This window comes from Streptomyces sp. NPDC107517, assembly GCF_055582645.1.
Genome location: NZ_JBVJPM010000024.1, coordinates 25,449 through 41,278, shown reverse-complemented (window position 1 = coordinate 41,278; position 15,830 = coordinate 25,449). Strand labels below are relative to the sequence as shown.

General features: G+C 71.6%; 15 protein-coding genes and 1 pseudogene. 6 read left to right on the top strand and 10 right to left on the bottom strand.

Translation table 11 applies throughout. The annotated features are described in order from the left end of the window. Positions 1 to 97: 97 nt before the first annotated feature. Positions 98 to 625: a cupin domain-containing protein gene (locus tag ACZ67T_RS36345; RefSeq protein ID WP_469989978.1), complete on the top strand. Its 528-nt coding sequence runs from the start codon at positions 98 to 100 to the stop codon at positions 623 to 625. 56 nt (positions 626 to 681) lie between these two features. Then, on the top strand, positions 682 to 1,104 hold the full coding sequence (locus ACZ67T_RS36340; protein WP_469990062.1) for a rhodanese-like domain-containing protein: 423 nt from the start codon (positions 682 to 684) through the stop codon (positions 1,102 to 1,104). A 77-nt stretch (positions 1,105 to 1,181) separates the two neighbouring features. On the opposite strand, the gene ACZ67T_RS36335 is transcribed toward ACZ67T_RS36340, so the two are convergent. The 4 genes from ACZ67T_RS36335 to recA form a co-directional block, all read right to left on the bottom strand. After that, on the bottom strand, positions 1,182 to 3,722 hold the full coding sequence (locus ACZ67T_RS36335) for an FtsX-like permease family protein (protein ID WP_469989976.1): 2,541 nt from the start codon (positions 3,720 to 3,722) through the stop codon (positions 1,182 to 1,184). Continuing rightward, positions 3,719 to 4,528: an ArsR/SmtB family transcription factor gene (locus ACZ67T_RS36330; RefSeq protein WP_469989974.1), complete on the bottom strand. Its 810-nt coding sequence runs from the start codon at positions 4,526 to 4,528 to the stop codon at positions 3,719 to 3,721. The genes ACZ67T_RS36335 and ACZ67T_RS36330 overlap by 4 nt, the downstream gene beginning before the upstream one ends. A 238-nt stretch (positions 4,529 to 4,766) precedes the next feature. After that, on the bottom strand, positions 4,767 to 5,534 hold the full coding sequence (gene recX, locus ACZ67T_RS36325; RefSeq protein ID WP_469989972.1) for a recombination regulator RecX: 768 nt from the start codon (positions 5,532 to 5,534) through the stop codon (positions 4,767 to 4,769). 3 nt (positions 5,535 to 5,537) lie between these two features. Further along, positions 5,538 to 6,662 carry a recombinase RecA gene (gene recA, locus ACZ67T_RS36320; protein WP_326773806.1) on the bottom strand — a complete coding sequence of 375 codons (1,125 nt, stop codon included), beginning with the start codon at positions 6,660 to 6,662 and terminating at the stop codon, positions 5,538 to 5,540. A gap of 424 nt (positions 6,663 to 7,086) precedes the next feature. On the opposite strand from recA, the gene ACZ67T_RS36315 reads away from it, so the two are divergent. Continuing rightward, on the top strand, positions 7,087 to 7,488 hold the full coding sequence (locus ACZ67T_RS36315) for a hypothetical protein (RefSeq protein ID WP_469989970.1): 402 nt from the start codon (positions 7,087 to 7,089) through the stop codon (positions 7,486 to 7,488). Further along, positions 7,488 to 8,306, top strand: coding sequence for a hypothetical protein (locus tag ACZ67T_RS36310; RefSeq protein ID WP_469989968.1), 819 nt, complete (start codon positions 7,488 to 7,490; stop codon positions 8,304 to 8,306). The genes ACZ67T_RS36315 and ACZ67T_RS36310 overlap by 1 nt, the downstream gene beginning before the upstream one ends. A gap of 25 nt (positions 8,307 to 8,331) precedes the next feature. Here ACZ67T_RS36310 and ACZ67T_RS36305 read toward each other — a convergent pair whose 3' ends face one another. Both ACZ67T_RS36305 and ACZ67T_RS36300 read right to left on the bottom strand, forming a co-directional pair. Next, on the bottom strand, positions 8,332 to 9,612 hold the full coding sequence (locus ACZ67T_RS36305) for an AI-2E family transporter (RefSeq protein WP_469989966.1): 1,281 nt from the start codon (positions 9,610 to 9,612) through the stop codon (positions 8,332 to 8,334). Positions 9,613 to 9,671: 59 nt separating this feature from the next. Further along, a complete protein-coding gene (locus ACZ67T_RS36300; protein WP_100591081.1) occupies positions 9,672 to 9,866 on the bottom strand; it encodes a DUF3046 domain-containing protein in 195 nt (64 codons plus the stop codon). A gap of 79 nt (positions 9,867 to 9,945) precedes the next feature. On the opposite strand from ACZ67T_RS36300, the gene ACZ67T_RS36295 reads away from it, so the two are divergent. Next, on the top strand, positions 9,946 to 10,899 hold the full coding sequence (locus tag ACZ67T_RS36295) for a hypothetical protein (RefSeq protein WP_469989964.1): 954 nt from the start codon (positions 9,946 to 9,948) through the stop codon (positions 10,897 to 10,899). Positions 10,900 to 10,918: 19 nt separating this feature from the next. Here ACZ67T_RS36295 and ACZ67T_RS36290 read toward each other — a convergent pair whose 3' ends face one another. Further along, the gene (locus ACZ67T_RS36290; protein WP_469989963.1) at positions 10,919 to 12,103 is read right to left on the bottom strand and encodes a PucR family transcriptional regulator; all 1,185 of its coding nucleotides are present in this window, start codon (positions 12,101 to 12,103) and stop codon (positions 10,919 to 10,921) included. Positions 12,104 to 12,267: 164 nt separating this feature from the next. Between ACZ67T_RS36290 and ACZ67T_RS36285 the strand changes: the two genes are divergently transcribed. Further along, positions 12,268 to 13,659 carry an alkyl sulfatase dimerization domain-containing protein gene (locus ACZ67T_RS36285; RefSeq protein ID WP_469989961.1) on the top strand — a complete coding sequence of 464 codons (1,392 nt, stop codon included), beginning with the start codon at positions 12,268 to 12,270 and terminating at the stop codon, positions 13,657 to 13,659. Between the two features lie 13 nt (positions 13,660 to 13,672). Here ACZ67T_RS36285 and ACZ67T_RS36280 read toward each other — a convergent pair whose 3' ends face one another. From ACZ67T_RS36280 to ACZ67T_RS36270, 3 genes and pseudogenes are all read right to left on the bottom strand, one after another. Then, positions 13,673 to 13,981 carry an AzlD domain-containing protein gene (locus ACZ67T_RS36280; protein ID WP_326773814.1) on the bottom strand — a complete coding sequence of 103 codons (309 nt, stop codon included), beginning with the start codon at positions 13,979 to 13,981 and terminating at the stop codon, positions 13,673 to 13,675. After that, positions 13,978 to 14,814: an AzlC family ABC transporter permease gene (locus tag ACZ67T_RS36275; protein WP_469989959.1), complete on the bottom strand. Its 837-nt coding sequence runs from the start codon at positions 14,812 to 14,814 to the stop codon at positions 13,978 to 13,980. Before ACZ67T_RS36275 ends, ACZ67T_RS36280 begins: the two co-directional genes overlap by 4 nt. Before the next feature lie 197 nt (positions 14,815 to 15,011). Then, positions 15,012 to 15,767: pseudogene (locus tag ACZ67T_RS36270) on the bottom strand (AraC family transcriptional regulator); the annotation flags it as partial. Between the last annotated feature and the right edge of the window lie 63 nt (positions 15,768 to 15,830).

Here is a 15,830-nt window from a genome sequence, read left to right as displayed (position 1 = left end):
TCGCCTCTTCCCTCTGCGCGATCCCCCATTTTCCCCGGGTTCACCGGTTCTTCCGGGGCTTCTCGCGCGCTCTCCGCGAACCTTCAGGACGGTATCCGTGTCTGCCTCACCCTCCCCTTCCCTGGCGGCCGCCGCGCCCACGCAGCGTGACCTCCTCGACTTCGTGCGCCGTACCGCCGAGGACCACGAACTGATCGCCTCGCTCCCGCTGGACCCCGAGGGCCGCACGTGGGTGCGGCTCGAAGGGCCCGGCGGCAGCGAGGCATGGCTCATCGGCTGGCCGCCCGGCACGGGCACCGGCTGGCACGACCACGCCGAATCCGTCGGCGCCTTCCTCACGGCGTCGGGCGAACTCAAGGAGAACTCGCTCGCGGCCCGGCTGCCCGCCGACGGCTGGAAGACGCTTGAGCTGTCCGAAGACGTGGACCGCGAACGGACGTTGGCCGCGGGCCGGGGCAGGGCCTTCGGACAGCACCATGTGCACGAGGTCCTCAACGAGTCCGCCGGCGAGCACGCGATCTCCGTGCACGCCTATTACCCGCCGCTCCCCCAGATCCGCCGCTACAGCCGCGCGGGCGCGGTGCTGCGGCTCGAGACGGTGGAGCGGCCGGAGGACTGGCAGTGAGTGGAGGGGGCAGGGTGGGTGACGTGACTACTGGGGTGGGTGACGGCGTGAGCGGCGTGGGTGACGCGGGCGGCTCGAACGGCTCACGGAGTGAACGGCCTGAGGGAATCGACGAGTTGCTCGATCGGGTGCGCCTGGGTCTGGACCGGGTCGAGGCCGGTGAGGCGTACGCGGCCGCCACGGCGGGCGACGCGCTCCTCGTGGACATCCGGTACGCGGCGCTGCGGGAGCGGGACGGGCTGATCCCCGGGGCGCTCGTGGTGGAGCGCAACGAACTGGAGTGGCGGCTCGACCCCCAGGGCAGCCATCGCGCAGCCGAGGCGACGAGCCACGACCTGCGCGTCGTGGTCGTGTGCAACGAGGGCTACGCGTCGAGCCTCGCCGCCGTCTCCCTGCGGCAGTTGGGGCTGCACCGGGCCACCGATCTGGTGGGCGGCTTCCAGGCGTGGAAGGCGGCGGGGCTGCCGGTGGCCGAGTGACGGTCGTATGAGGTTGTAGGTGTACGTGACGGTGGGCGCCCCCGAGGTAAGGGGCGCCCACCATTGCGTAGTGCCCCTTACTCCTTGGCTGTTGCCACCTCGACCGGGCGGGGCTTCAGGGCGGCGCGGCCGGGCAGCGCGGTCGCGGTGAGCGCGAGGACTCCGGCGGCGGCGACCACGGTCACGTAGACGAGGGGTGTGACAGACGGGGCTGCGCTGCCGGTCATGCCGACGCTGAACGCCGTCAGGACGGCCAGCGCGATGCCGCTGCCCAGGGTCGTGCCGATGAGCAGCACGGCGAGAGCCTCGATGCGCAGCATCCGCAGGACCTGACGGCGGGTGGCGCCGGCAAGGCGGAGCATCGCGAACTCCCGGATGCGTTCGGACACCGACATCGCAAGGGTGTTCACGACGGCGATCGCGGTGAACGCGAGGATCAGGCCCATGGCGAGGAGGTTGACTTCGGCGTTGCCCTGCTGGCGTTCGGCCTGGAGGTCGTCGGCCGCCGCGGGGGCGAGGACGCGCAGACCCGGGAACTCCCGGACGGTGCTCGCGAGTTGTTTCTCCGTACGGCTGGTCCTGACGAGTACGGAGGAGGCGAGGGGATTGTCGACGTGCCGGGCCACCAGGTCATGGGCCAGGGTCAGATCGCCGAAGCCGAGACCCTTCGCGTAGACGGCCGCCACGGTGAGGGTGACCGGTGTGCCGTCCCCGAGCGTCAGCTTCAGCCTGCTCCCGGGCCTCAGGTGGAGCTGGTCGGCGGCGAGTTCGCTGACGGCGACGCCGTCCTGCCGGAAATGCTTCAGCGATCCCGCAGTGACGTCCGGGTCCCACGTGCGCGTGAGGCCCTCCCGGGTGACTCCCTGAGCCGGGTACTTGGCAAGTCCCACGCGCACGGTGGTGCGGACGACCTCGGTGGCGACGGCGCCCTCGGCTTTGCGGATCTCGCGTGCGGCCTCGGCGGGCACACCGGGACCCTCCGCCGCGACGATCCAGTCCGCCCGGATGCCTTCGCGTGCCTGGGCGCGGGCCGCGTTGCCCAGGGTCGGCTGAGCGAAGAGGACGGTGCAGGTCATGCCGATGAGGAGGACGAGCGGGGTGACGACGGCGGCCATCCGGGCCGCGTTGCCGCGGAGGTTGGCGGCGGCCAGTTTGCCGCCGGGCCCCGCAAGGCCCAGCGGTCCGGCGAGGAGGGCCGCGGCGCCCTTCACCAGGAGCGGGCCGAGCAGCGCGACAGACGAGGAGAGGACAACAACGGAAAGGAACGTAACAGGAGTTGACGCGGGCTCGGTGCGCAGCAAGCTGAGTACGGCAACGAGGACGGCGCCGCCCGCGAGAAGCGTGATTCCGGCTGCGATGCGTCCCCAGGTGGGCCGAGAACGCTCGACCCTGGCCTCCGTGAGCGCTTCGGCGGGGCGGATACGGGCGATGCGGCGGGCCGAGATCCGGGCGGCGGCCCAGGCGCCGAGCAGCGTGACGCCGACGGCCGCGAACAGGGGGAAGACGCTGACGGTCCGTTCGAGGGTCGGCGGCACCGCTCCGAGCTCGACGAAGCGGTGGTACAGCCATCCTCCGAGGGGGAGCCCAGCGAGGGAGCCGAGGACTCCCGCGGCGGCGCCGACGATGAGCGCCTCACGTCCGAGGAGCTTTCGGATCTGCCCGGGCGTGGCGGCGATGGCGCGCAGCAGGGCGAGTTCGCGGTGGCGTTGCTGGACGGAGAGCGCGAAGGTGCCGACGACGACCAGGACGGCGACGAGGAGGGAGGTGCCGCCCATCGCGCCACCCATGCTGACGAGCTTGATGCGGGCCCCTGCCGCGTCGAGGAACTCGACGGGGCCTCGGGCGTCGCCGGTGGTGACCTGGGCGGTCGTGTCGCCGAGAGCCTTCGCGACGGCACGCGCCAGCTCTGCCGGCTTCTGGCCGGGGGCGGGGATGACCCCGAGGGCGGTGACCTGGCCGGGGTGGCCGGCGAGGCGCCGGGCCTCTGAGGTGGTGAAGAACAGGGAGGTCTGGTGGGTCACTGACGCGTGCCCGGCGGGCGCGACGATTCCGGTGACGCGGTAGGTGCACGGTGCCTGGGTGGACTGGACGGTGAGGCTGTCTCCGGGCGCGAGGTGGGCACGGTCGGCCAGGTCCCGGTCCACGACCAGGTCCTGGGGCCCGGTGGGTTCGGTGCCGGCTGTCAGTGCGTAGGGGGTCAGCGCGGCGGAGTCCCAGGCATGCCCGTACGCGGGCCTGTCTGGGTCGGCGGCTCCTGGCGACAAGGGCTGGGCCAGGAAGGTGAGTTCGGGGACGACCCGCTCGACGCCCGGGAGGCCGCCGAGCCGTCGCGCTGTGTTCTGAGGCAGCCAGGCCCGCTCCGCGATCGGCTTGGCCTTGTGCTTGACCTTGGTCTTGCCCTTCTTGTGCTTGACCGTGGTCTTGTGGACGTTCTGGTCGGCGGAGACGACCACGGGGGCAGCCGCGTACCGCTCGGTGCGGACGGTGCCGCGCAGGCCGGTCTCCAGAAGGGTGCCGCAGGCCGTGATGAGGGCGGCCGCGCACATGAGGGCGAGGAAGGCACCGAGGAACCCCCCTTTGCGGTCCCGGACGGTGTGCAGTGCGTAGCGCAGCATCATGGCGTGTCCGTCTCTGCGGTGTTGTCGAGAGCCTGGATTCCTTCGGCCGGGGCCTGATGCCCGTCGACCTGAGCCCGGCGCGTCGAGGCCTGGGCGTCGGCGGGGCGGGCCTCATTGGGGCTGGTGTCGTCGGGGCGGGCGTCATTGGGGCTGGTGTCGTCGGGGCGGGCGCGATTGGGGCTGGTGTCGTCGGGACGGGCGTCGTCGTCGGGACGGGCCGGCGTGGGGAAGGCGAGCAGGCGGGTCAGGACGGTGCGTGCGCCGTCCGGAGTCTCGCTGTCGGGGCGCTTGTAGCGGTTGAGGAGCGCGATGAACTCCTCGAAGAACGCGCGGAGTTCGGGCAGCGTGAGTCGGATCGTGCCGCGTGAGTACGGGAAGGCGTCGGCCCACTCCCCCAGGTCCTGCCTCTGCCGCTGGAGCCGCTCGAAGAGTTCGAGGTCGGCGGCGTACGAGAGGTGGTTCAACTCGTCCATGACGAGCCGGGTTTCGGGGTTCTGGCGGCTGCGGGGCGGGAAGCGGCGGTCGCCCGGGACGGCTCGCCACCAGCGCTCGCGCCCGCCGACACTCTGGTTCTGCGGCGAGCTCTCCTCGGTGAATCCGTAGCGGGCCAGCTCACGCAGGTGGTAGCTGGTGGCGCCGCTGTTGAGCCCGAGGTCGCGGGCCAGCATCGCCGAGGTCGCGGGGCCGTGGAGGGTGAGGTGCTGGAGGATCTGCTGGCGGCGGGGCTGAGCCAGCGCCTTCAGAGCGCTGAGATCACTCAGCTCCTGGGCGCCGGCGGGAGCGGCGGAGCCGGGTTCCGGTGTCATGCGTACACAGTCGCCTGTGCACACATCCCTGTGCACTGCGGTGACCAGGCGTCATGACCCGGGGGTTAACCCCACCTGGGTGAGGGCGAGTTCGGCGTCGGACCCCCGTACCGACGCCGCCCTCCCCCTCACCAGGCGGAGCTCACCAGTCCCCTCACCCGGCAGAGCTCACCAGCTCCCTCACCCGGCAGAGCTCAGCCCCTTACCCAGCGAAGCTCAGAGTCCTCACCCGGGGGGGCTAGAAGTCCCCCAGCCCGAGGTCCTCAATCTCCTCGCCCTCTTCCTCCAGCGCCTGGCGGACCACCCTGAGCGCCATGCCCTCCGGGTATCCCTTGCGGGCGAGCATGCCCGCGAGGCGGCGCAGGCGCTTGTCGCGGTCGAGGCCGCGTGTGGAGCGGAGCTTGCGGGCCACGAGCTCGCGGGCGGTCTCCTCCTCCTGCTCGGAGTCGAGCTGCCCGACGGCCTCGTCGATCACCGCGGAGTCCACCCCCTTGGTACGCAGCTCCCGGGCGAGCGCCCGCCGGGCCAGCCCCCGGCCGTGGTGCCGCGACTCCACCCAGGCGTCCGCGAAGGCGCCGTCGTTGATCAGGCCGACCTCCTCGAAGCGGGACAGCACTTCCTCCGCCACCTCATCGGGGATGTCCCGCTTCGCCAGCGCGTCGGCGAGTTGCTTGCGCGTACGCGGTTGGCCGGTGAGCAGGCGCAGGCAGATGCCGCGCGCCCGCTCCGCCGGGTCGGCAGGCGGCTCCCCCTTCTCGGCCCTCGACGAGGATGGGGAGCCGCCGCCCTGTCGCCCTCCGGCCGCTTCACCGAAGCCGCCGCGCCGACGGCCACGGCTGCGCCCGCCGTCACGCGTACCGCCGCCGGCCCGTGGTCTGTCGCCGTCACTCGGTCCGTCGCCGTCACGCGGCTCCCCGTGCCCGTCCAGGTCACCCGGGCCCCCGCCGCCCAGGTCCGCCGGGGAGGCTGAGTAGGCGTGATCGGCCCAGTCGGTTCGTCGCGTCACGGACTAGCTCTTGGCCGCCGCGGCCTTGGACTTGGTGGCCTTGGCCGCGGGTGCGGGCACCGTCTTGGCCGCGTCCTCGGCGGGGGTGGCACCCGCCGCGTCGGCACCGGGCTCGGCCGTGGGCGCCTCCGGCTTCACACCGACGCCCAGCTTCTCCTTGATCTTCTTCTCGATCTCGTTGGCCAGGTCGGGGTTGTCCTTCAGGAAGTTGCGCGCGTTCTCCTTGCCCTGGCCGAGCTGGTCGCCCTCGTACGTGTACCAGGCGCCGGCCTTGCGCACGAAGCCGTTCTCCACGCCCATGTCGATCAGGCCGCCCTCGCGGCTGATGCCCTGGCCGTAGAGGATGTCGAACTCGGCCTGCTTGAAGGGCGGCGCGACCTTGTTCTTGACGACCTTGACGCGCGTGCGGTTACCCACCGCGTCGGTGCCGTCCTTCAGCGTCTCGATACGGCGGATGTCGAGTCGCACCGAGGCGTAGAACTTGAGCGCACGGCCACCGGTCGTCGTCTCCGGGGAGCCGAACATCACGCCGATCTTCTCGCGCAGCTGGTTGATGAAGATCGCGGTGGTCTTCGACTGGTTGAGCGCGCTGGTGATCTTCCGGAGCGCCTGGCTCATCAGGCGGGCCTGCAGACCCACGTGCGAGTCGCCCATCTCGCCCTCGATCTCCGCCCGCGGCACCAGGGCGGCGACGGAGTCGATGACGATCAGGTCGAGCGCGCCGGAGCGGACCAGCATGTCGACGATCTCGAGCGCCTGCTCACCATTGTCCGGCTGGGACAGGATGAGGTTGTCGATGTCGACGCCGAGCTTCTTCGCGTACTCCGGGTCGAGCGCGTGCTCGGCGTCCACGAACGCCACTGCGCCGCCGGCCCGCTGCGCGTTGGCCACGGCGTGCAGCGTCAGGGTCGTCTTACCGGAGGACTCCGGCCCGTACACCTCCACCACACGGCCGCGCGGCAGACCGCCGACGCCGAGGGCCACGTCGAGCGCGGTCGACCCGGTGGGGATGACCTCGATGGGCTCATTCGGCCGCTCGCCCATGCGCATCACTGCGCCCTTGCCGAATTGCCGTTCAATCTGTGCGAGCGCGGCGTCGAGCGCCTTCTCGCGGTCAGTACCTGCCATGGGTTCCACCCGATTTGCTTGAGTCGATCGCTTCACGTCAATGACGCTAGCGCCTGCCACTGACAATCGGCCTCGGCGCCCGTCCGCCTGTGGATAACTCGAGGCTCACAGCCCTGCCGCTCTCGCCGAAATCCCCGGAAACACTGGGGAGAGAGCCGCCAGACACTCCATAAGAATGGATGTTCGATTTTGATGTCAAGCGCACCACGCGCACCGCGCGCCCTGCGATGCGGAAGCTCACGACGGCGTGCTGGTGACCTGTGGCTCCTCCCGAGAGCCCGGTCCCGACCGGCGGCCCAGCCTGAAGCCAGGCCGTCCCGGCAGGCCACCGGCCACTCCCCCGCCAGGGATACTCCCCCCGGCGTACAGGCGGTGTCTTCGGCCGGGGGACGACGGCGCGTCCCCCGTTCGCGAGGCTTGCGTCATGGAGAACGCGCAGAACCACCCCCCGGGGATCCCGCAGGACCAGCACCTGGAGCACTCACGAGACCGCCGCCCGGTCCGGCGCCCCGCCGTCGTCGTCACGCTCGCCGCCCTGGCGCTGCTCGTCCTGTCGATCGTCGGCCAGATCGCGGCCGGCGCGGACTACCCCGCGGTGCCGCCCGGCCTCGTCATCCCGGTGGTGGCCGCCGGGCTCGCCCTGGCTGCCGGCCTGTTCATCGGTGTCGGCGCAGTCGTCACCCCCAACAGCGGCGACCACCTCTCCTCCGGTGACTCCCTGCTGATCGTCTCCACTCTGGCCGAGTTCCTCGCCCTCGCCGGCATGGTCGTGGCCGGCGCCGTGTCCGTACTGCGGTTCGGCCGTCCCGAGGAGGTGCGTGTCTGATGCCCTCGCCCACCACAGCCGCTCCCCTGTCGAGCCCGACAGGCCCCGCCCTGACCGGCGCGGTAGGGGACCTGTGGCGCGCCGCCCGCCCCTCCGAGCGCCTCTGTTACGCCACCGGCTCCGTACTCGCCCTCTCCGGCCTCGCCCACCTGCTGGTCTTCGCGGTCGACGGAGGGCCCTGGGACGGCCCTGTCTCGTGGCGCAAGCCGGTCACGTTCGGCGTCTCCTTCGGCCTGACGCTGATCGCGCTCACCTGGGTGACGTCGTATCTGCGGATCGGCACCCGCGTCAGGCACGTACTGCTCGTCGTGTTCGCCGCCGACTGCGTCCTGGAGGTCGGCGGTATCACCCTTCAGGCATGGCGGCGGGTGCCGTCGCATCTCAACATGGAGTCCGGCTTCAACACCGCCGTGTCCATGTCCCTCGCGGTGGGCGGCGGGATCCTGGTCGTGCTGCTCGCCGTGTTCGCGGTCGCCTCGTTCCGGCGCCGGCCGTCGGGGCCCACGGGGATGCCACTCGCGCTGTGGTCCGGGTTCGCGATTCTGCTCGTCGCGCTGGCGTCCGGCGCCGCAATGATCGCGCGCGGGGTGATCCTCACGAAGACCGGCCACCAGGAGGCGGCCTACCACTCGACCGCGCCCCTCAAGCCGCTGCACGGCGTCAGCCTGCACGCCGTGCTCGTCCTGCCCGCGCTGGCCTGGCTGATGTCCCGTACGGCATGGAGCGAGAGGACCAAAAACGGCGTGATGCGGGGTGCGGTCGCCTGCTACGCGGCAGCCGTCGCCGCCGCCGGGATCTGGGCGGCGATCACTTACTGAGGCTTAGGAGGCCCACCTGGGACGCCTACTCAGAGCCGTCGCGGGTATCGTCCGCGTCCTCTTCCGGTTCCTGCCCGGATGCCGCTTCGCCCCTCGGGTCGTCCGGCTTGCGCAGTGCGGCCCGTATGCGCGCGAGGAGGGACGAACCGGATCTGGTCCGATGGCCGTGCACCCGCGGGTCGTCCGTGACGGCGTAGCGCTTCACGTACGCCCCGAGGAAGGCCTGCAGCGTCGCCACCGCGGGGATGGCGATCAGCGCGCCGACCGCGCCGAGGAGTGCAGTGCCCGCGATGACGGATCCGAAGGCGACCGCCGGGTGGATGTCCACGGTCTTCGCGGTCAGCTTGGGCTGGAGCAGGTAGTTCTCGAACTGCTGGTAGACGACTACGAAGATCAGCACCCACAGCGCGTACCAGGGGTCGACCGTGAAGGCGATCAGCATCGGCAGGGCGCCCGCCAGATACGTGCCGATGGTCGGGATGAACTGGGACACGAGGCCGACCCAGACGGCGAGCACGGGCGCGTAGGGCACGCCCAGGGCCTCGAGCAGGATGTAGTGCGCGATCCCGGAGATCAGTGCCATCAGGCCGCGCGAGTAGAGATAGCCGCCGGTCTTGTCGACCGCGATCTCCAACGCGCGCAGCACCTCGGCCTGCCTGGCGGGCGGCAGCACCGAGCACAGCGCGCGCCGGAGCCGGGGGCCGTCGGCGGCGAAGTAGAACGAGAACAGCAGAATCGTCAGCAGCTGGAACAGGCCTCCGAGGACCCGTCCCGACACGTCGAGGACGCCGCTCGCGCTGTTCTGCACGTACCTCTGGAGCCAGTCGGAGCGCAGCAGGCTGTCCTGGACCGCGACCCTGCTCAGCTCCGTGTGGAACGTGTGGTTGATCCAGTTGATCACCGAGTCGAGGTAGGCGGGAAAGTCCTCGACCATGCTGACGATCTGGCCCGCGAGCATCGAGCCGAGCAGGACCACGAAACCCGCGCCGGCGATCGTGACGCCCAGGAAGACGATCCCGGTGGCCAGCCCCCGGCGCATGCCGCGCCCGGCCATCCAGCTGACCGCCGGCTCTACGGCGAGGGCCAGGAAGAACGCGATCAATACGTTGATCAACAGCCCGGTGAGCTGGTGGAACGCCCAACTGCCCAGCTGGAAGCAGGCGATGAGGGCCAGGGCGAGGACCATGGCCCGCGGCAGCCAGCCCGGCATCCGCGCACGCCCGCTCGCGGCCCCGCCCCCCGGGGGCGTCCGGCCGGGCGGGGAGGCGTCGGCTGCCGCCTGCAAGGTCTCGTCTGTGGGTGCCACGGAGCCAGTCTCGCCCACGCCACTGACAGCCGGGCACCGCCCCCGCTCGTCAGAGCAGGTCAGCGGTTCTCCGACGGAACATTCATCGTGGCGCACACCGCACGCCACACGTCCTTCGCCTCCCAGCCGGCATCGAGCGCCTCGTGCACCGTGCGCCCACCGAGTTCCGTCATCACATGATCACGCGCGAATGTTTCGGCGTAGCCAGGACCGAAGTGATCCGCCATCCGCTGCCAGAAGACCGTCAACCGCATGACACCAGTATCCCGCCCCTGAGAGTGCAGCCCGGCACGGAAGGCTCACCGAGAACGCTTTCCGTCCTACCGTCGGTGCATGGCCGAAAACGGAGCATCCCCACTCCCTCAGACCACCTCGGCGCCCTCCCCGCTCTCCCGTGCCGAGCACTTCATCTGGCTGACCGCGCGCGTGCTGGATCAGCGCCGCTTCGCCTACCACTTCCTCGGCGCGGGCCGGGCGGGCGCGGACGCCGTCGAGACCGCCCTCGCCGCCTACCGCAACGAGGACGAGGGTTATGGTCACGCCCTCGAGCCCGATCTCCGCGGCCCGGTGAGCCAGCCGCTGCACACCGGTCACGCGCTGCGTGTCCTCGACTCGATCGGCCGTTGCAGCGGCCAGCGGGTGGAGCGCGTGTGCCGCTATCTGACGTCCGTGTCGACCCCGGAGGGCGCTCTCCCGGCGATCCATCCCAGCCAGCGCGGCTACCCGTGCGCGCCTTTCGTGCCGGTGGTGGACGACCCGCCGAGCGAGCTGCTCGCCACGGGCCCCGTGGTCGGCCTGCTGCACCGCAACCAGGTGTGGCACGCGTGGCTGTTCCGGGCGACCGACTTCTGCTGGGCCGCGGTCGAGTCCCTGAAGAAGTCCCATCCCTACGAGATCGAGGCGGCCGTGGCCTTCCTGGACGGCGCGCCCGACCGCCCGCGGGCGGAGGCGGCCGCCGACCGGCTCGGCCGACTCGTGCGCGAGCAGCGGCTTGCATTACTCGATCCCGAGCGGCCGGGGGAGTACCCCGTAGCGCCCGGGTACGCGCCGGGTGAGCACCACCTTCCGCACGACTACGCGAAGACTCCGGAGTCGCTGGCGCGCGCGTGGTTCACGGATGAGGAGATGGCGCGCTCGCTGGACTTCCTCGCGGGCGAGCAGCAGGACGACGGCGGGTGGCCGATCCGCTGGCGCCAGTGGGCTCCGGCGGTCGCGCTGGAGGCGCGCCCGATGGTGACGGTCGAGGCGCTGCGCACGCTGCGGGCGTACGGGCGGCCCATCGCCTGACGCCTTCGTGGACAGCGCCTCAGGGTGTGCCGGCCGCGTCCCTCAGGAGAAGCGCGGCGATGGCGAGTGCCGTCCCGCGCGGGGCCGACAGGTCGATGCCCGTCTGCTCGCCGATGCGGGCAAGCCGGTTGTCGACCGTGTTGGGATGCAGGCCGAGCTCGGCGGCTGTCGCCCTGCGGTCCTGCTGGTGGGCGAGATGGGTCCGCAGCGTCTCCAGGAGTTCGGGCCGGTCCGCCACCGGTTCCAGGAGAGCCGCTATCCGGTGGCTCGTCGCGCTGGGACGGGACAGGTGGTACTCCAGGAGCACGTCGTCCAGGCGGTGCAGTCCGGCCGGGATGCCGCACGCGCGCGTGATGCGAAGGATCTCGGTGGCGGTGCGGGCCGCCGGGGGCACCTCCTCGGGTACGGCCGCCTGCACGGCGGCCACCCGGACCTCGAACCCGCCGGCCTTGGCGAGGCGGCCGGCCAGATCGTCGGGGGCCGGGCAGTCCTTGGGCACGATGACCCGCCCGCCGTCGGCCTCCAGGAGCGCGAACACTTCCACTCCGAAGGCATGGTCCAGGGCGGTCTGCACCCGACGCAGCCTGCGCCGCACGGCGACCGGTCCCTCGGCGGGATCCGTGTGGAGGCCGAGGGCCAGTACGAGCGCGGGCCCTTCGAGGCGGAGCTGCTCCAGAAGGACGTGCCCGGGCGGGACCATCCCGTCGAGCAGGCCGCGCACCAGGGAGCGGACCCGGGCCCGCTGTTCGGCCTCCAGGGCGGACCGCTCGTCGAGATACGTCTCGGCCACGGCTCCCACGATCCCCGGGTGCGACCGCAGCAGTACGTCGACGAGTTCGACCAGCGCGCCTTCCTCACCGGGGCCCGCAGCGTCACGCAAGGCCTGCCACAGGACGTAGACGCCGTGCGCGTGGGTGCGCAGGAGGAGGTGCAGCGGCATGCCCTCCTCGGCCCGTTGAGCGGCTCGCTCACGGAACAGCCGGTGGCTGCCGCTCTGGACCAGGTCGGGCTCGCTGACACTGCGCAGGAAGAGCCGTACGCCGTGCCGGGCGGTCGCGGCGACTTCCAAGTCCTTCACGTCGTCGGGGAGTTCCGCGTATCCGGGCAGTTGCTCGAACGACTCGCGGGCCATGCGGCGGGCGAGTTCGTTGACTCTCGGTTCGCAGCGCGCGGCGAGGGAGCGGGCTTCGGGCGACAGGGCCACTGTTCCTCCATTCCCCCATGGACGTGGACCGGACACTGCGTTTGTGACGCGTCACATTACCCACGGGTGGGACATGTGACATGAGGCGGTGTTCGATCTCACATCGGGGGCCGAAACTCGTGGTCGGTGGCGATCGACGGCATTGCCCACAAGGAGCCGAGGACATGACCGAACACAAAGAGCGGGACGCCCAGCACGCCGCGTACGCCGACTACATCGACCGGGTCTGGCAGGGCGCCGAGACGCTGCTGCCTCATCTGACGGGCGCGCACTCCGGGAGCGAACTGGTGCGCCTGCGTGACCGCGTGGGCTTCTTCCCGGCGTTCGCCAACGTGGCGGCCTTCGATACGGGCGACGGCGTGGTCCTCGTCGACTCGGGCGACTTCCGTACGGCGGGACAACTGCACGAGGCGGTCGCAGGGTTCGGCGCGGGACCGGTGCGCTCCGTGGTGTACACGCACGGTCACGTGGACCACGTCTTCGGAGTGGCCCCCTTCGACCAGGAGGCCGACGAGAGGGGCGGACCGCGCCCCGAGGTGATCGCCCACGAGGCCGTCCCCGCGCGGTTCGACCGCTACATCCGGACGGCGGGTTACAACTCCTGGATCAATCGCAAGCAGTTCGGAGTGCCCTTTTTGGAGTGGCCCACCACGTACCGCTATCCGGACGTCGTCTACAGGGACCGTCTCACCGTGCGGCGCGGGGAGCTGACGTTCGAGCTCGTGCACGCGCGCGGGGAGACCGACGACCACACCTACGTATGGATCCCCGAGCTCAGGACGCTGTGCACGGGCGACCTGTTCATCTGGAACACGCCGAACGCCGGCAACCCCCAGAAGGTGCAGCGGTATCCGGAGGACTGGGCGCGCGCCCTGCGTGCGATGCAGGGGCTCGGCGCCGAACTCCTCCTGCCCGGGCACGGCGTTCCCGTCGTCGGCTCCGACCGCGTGCACCAAGCTCTGGACGACACCGCGGGCTTCCTGGAGTCGCTGTGCGAGCAGACCAGGGAGCTGATGAACGCGGGCCATCGCCTCGACGCGGTCATCCACGGCGTGAAGGCTCCGGAGGACCTGCTGGCGAAGCCGTACCTCCACCCGGCCTACGACGAGCCGGAGTTCGTCGTGCGCAACCTGTGGCGGCTGTGGGGCGGCTGGTACGACCAGAACCCCGCGCACCTCAAGCCCGCCCCGGAGGCGGACGTCGCGGCCGAGTTCGCACGGGCAGCGGGCGGGGCGTCCGCGCTGGCGCTGCGTGCCTCCGAGCTCCTCGCCGCCGGGGAACTGCGCCTCGCCTCGCATCTGGCGGAGACCGCGGCCCTCGCGGCGCCCGCCGACCAGGAGGTGGCACGCGTGCGTGCCGACGTGTTCGCACGTCGTGCCCTCCAGGAGACGTCGACCATGGCTCGGGGTGTCTTCCACTGGGCCGCGGCCGAATCGGCGGCCGTGGCCGCCGGCACGGACGTGCAGACGGAGTTGACGCGCTCCCCGGCGGGACGCAAGCGGGCCGAAGGGGCGATCAGCGTCGGTGTGGTCGACGACGAGGACGGCTGCTGCTGACCGCGGGTGGGGTTCACCCCGTGACGGCGCGCAGCCCCGCCGTGACCACGACGGCCGCCGCGACGACGACCAGGAACGGCGCGCGCAAGATCAGCGCGACCGCCGCCGCGGCCAGCCCGGCCGCCTTCGCGTCGAGGACGAGCGTGGTGCCTTCGGCGAAGGTCTGCTGGGCCGTGAGCGCGGCCAGCAGGGCCACGGGCAGCAGCGCCGCCAGTCGTCGGACCAGTGGCCGTTCCAGGACGCCGGCGGGCACGAGGAGGCCGATGAGCTTGACGGCGTAACAGCCGACTGCGGTCACCGCGACCGCGATCCAGATGTTCATCGGCTCACTCCTTGTCGGCTGTCGGCCTTCTGCGAGGTCGCTCGTGAGCTCTCGTGCGGGCTCTCTTTGGTCTCTTTCCGTGCCGCCCGGCGCCCCTCTGCGTAGAGCACGGCCGGCGCGGCGAGTGCGGCCACCAGGACCGGGACGCCGGCCGGCAGGACGGGCAGCAGCCCGAGGCCCAGAATGACGGCGATACCGGCCACGGCCCGTTCCGTCGATGTCCGCAGCATCGGCGCGAGCAGCGCCAGGAAGACCGCTGGTCCGGCCGCGTCGAGGCCCCAGGCGTCGGTGTCGCCGATAGCCTCCGCGCCGAGCGCCCCGAGCAGGGTCGTGAGGTTCCACAGCACGTAAAGGGTGAGTCCCGTGACGGTGAAGCCGATACGGGCGCTGCGGCGCGTGGGCTGGGCAAGAGAGACGGCCGTGGTCTCGTCGATGACCCAGTGCGCGGCGAAGGGGCGCAGCACGCGCGGGAGGGCCAGCAGTTGGGACAGACGCAGCCCGTAGAAGGAGTTGCGCACCCCGAGGAAGAAGGCGCCCGCCGCCGCGGTGAGCGGGTTGCCGCCGGCCGCGATCGCGCCGACGAGGGCGAACTGCGAGGCCCCGGTGAACACGAGCAGGCTGAGTGCGCAGGTCTGGAGCACGCTGAGGCCGCTGCCGGCCGAGGTCACGCCGAAGGCGAATCCGGAGAGTCCGACAGCGACGCCGACGCCGAGCGCGTCCCGGACGACGGCGGAATCGGCCTTCTCAGACCCTCCGCTCCCAGACCCTCCGCTCCCAGGCCCTCCGCTCCCGGGCCCACCTGCTGCGAGCCTGCCCTCCCCGGGAGTCCCCACTTGCCCAGGCTCGCTCGGCTCCCGGGCTGACCCGGCGCGTCCTGATCCGGTGCGTATCGCTGCGGATGTTGTCTGTTCTGCCACGCCTCCGACGGTACGAGGGAGCGCGCGGCCGGGTCTTGTACGTTCTTGCGCTCCCGCTGGTAGGCGCCGGGCGGTACGCCGACGATCCGCGTGAAGTGCCGGTTCAGGTGCGGCTGGTCCGTGAAGCCGACCGTCACGGCCGCGTCGGCCGGTGCCGTGCCGCCGTCCAGGAGGCGGCGGGCGGCCCGCACGCGCGCGTCGGTGAGCCAGGTGTGCGGCGGCATGCCGTACGCGTCCCTGAACGCGCGCAGCAGAGCGAACGGACTGGTGTCGAGTTCGGTGGCGAGGATCTCCAGGGACGGCGGCTCGGCCATCCGCTCGACGAGCACGGCACGCGCGCGTGCCGCGATCGAGGCGCCGGCGGACCACACGGGGCGCGCGGTCATGGGTTGCCCGTGAGCGCGCAGCAGCCGGGCGACCACGATGCGCAGCAGGCTGTCGGCTGCGAGCGCGTTGCCCTCCTCCGCGGCGCGGTGCACCTCGCGGATGAGGTGGGCCGCGTGTGGGTCGGCGACGATCGGCTCGGCGAACGCGGCGGTCCCGCGGACCGCCATGGTCTCGCCCGCGATCTCGGCTATGACATCGGCCGACGGGTAGAGCGTGTGGTAGGCCCACCCTCCGGGTTCCCCCGCCCGCGCAGTGTGTGCCACCTCGGGGTTGATCATGACGACGGTGCCGGGGCCCGCGTGCACCGTGCCCGAGGGCAGGCCCACGTCCTCGACCCCGCTGGTGACCGCACCGAAGACGTACCCGTCATGGCTGTGGCGGGGGAAGGTGTGGCGGACGTAGCGCGCCCGCAGCAGGTCGAGGCCCGGCAGCTGTTCGTAGCGCCAGTGCCTGGCCCATTCCTTCGTCCCCGACCCCGCCATGTGTTCCATTCTGCGCCACGAGCGGGCCTCACCGCCCCGCCGCCGGGTGCAGGACGCGGAGCG

Excerpts from the sequence above, each read along its gene's own strand:
- ACZ67T_RS36335 (WP_469989976.1), bottom strand. The coding sequence starts at position 3,722 with ATGATGCTGCGCTACGCACTGCACACCGTCCGGGACCGCAAAGGGGGG.
- ACZ67T_RS36330 (WP_469989974.1), bottom strand. The coding sequence starts at position 4,528 with ATGACACCGGAACCCGGCTCCGCCGCTCCCGCCGGCGCCCAGGAGCTG.
- recA (WP_326773806.1), bottom strand. The coding sequence starts at position 6,662 with ATGGCAGGTACTGACCGCGAGAAGGCGCTCGACGCCGCGCTCGCACAG.
- ACZ67T_RS36315 (WP_469989970.1), top strand. The coding sequence starts at position 7,087 with ATGGAGAACGCGCAGAACCACCCCCCGGGGATCCCGCAGGACCAGCAC.
- ACZ67T_RS36310 (WP_469989968.1), top strand. The coding sequence starts at position 7,488 with ATGCCCTCGCCCACCACAGCCGCTCCCCTGTCGAGCCCGACAGGCCCC.
- ACZ67T_RS36300 (WP_100591081.1), bottom strand. The coding sequence starts at position 9,866 with ATGCGGTTGACGGTCTTCTGGCAGCGGATGGCGGATCACTTCGGTCCT.
- ACZ67T_RS36295 (WP_469989964.1), top strand. The coding sequence starts at position 9,946 with ATGGCCGAAAACGGAGCATCCCCACTCCCTCAGACCACCTCGGCGCCC.
- ACZ67T_RS36285 (WP_469989961.1), top strand. The coding sequence starts at position 12,268 with ATGACCGAACACAAAGAGCGGGACGCCCAGCACGCCGCGTACGCCGAC.
- ACZ67T_RS36280 (WP_326773814.1), bottom strand. The coding sequence starts at position 13,981 with ATGAACATCTGGATCGCGGTCGCGGTGACCGCAGTCGGCTGTTACGCC.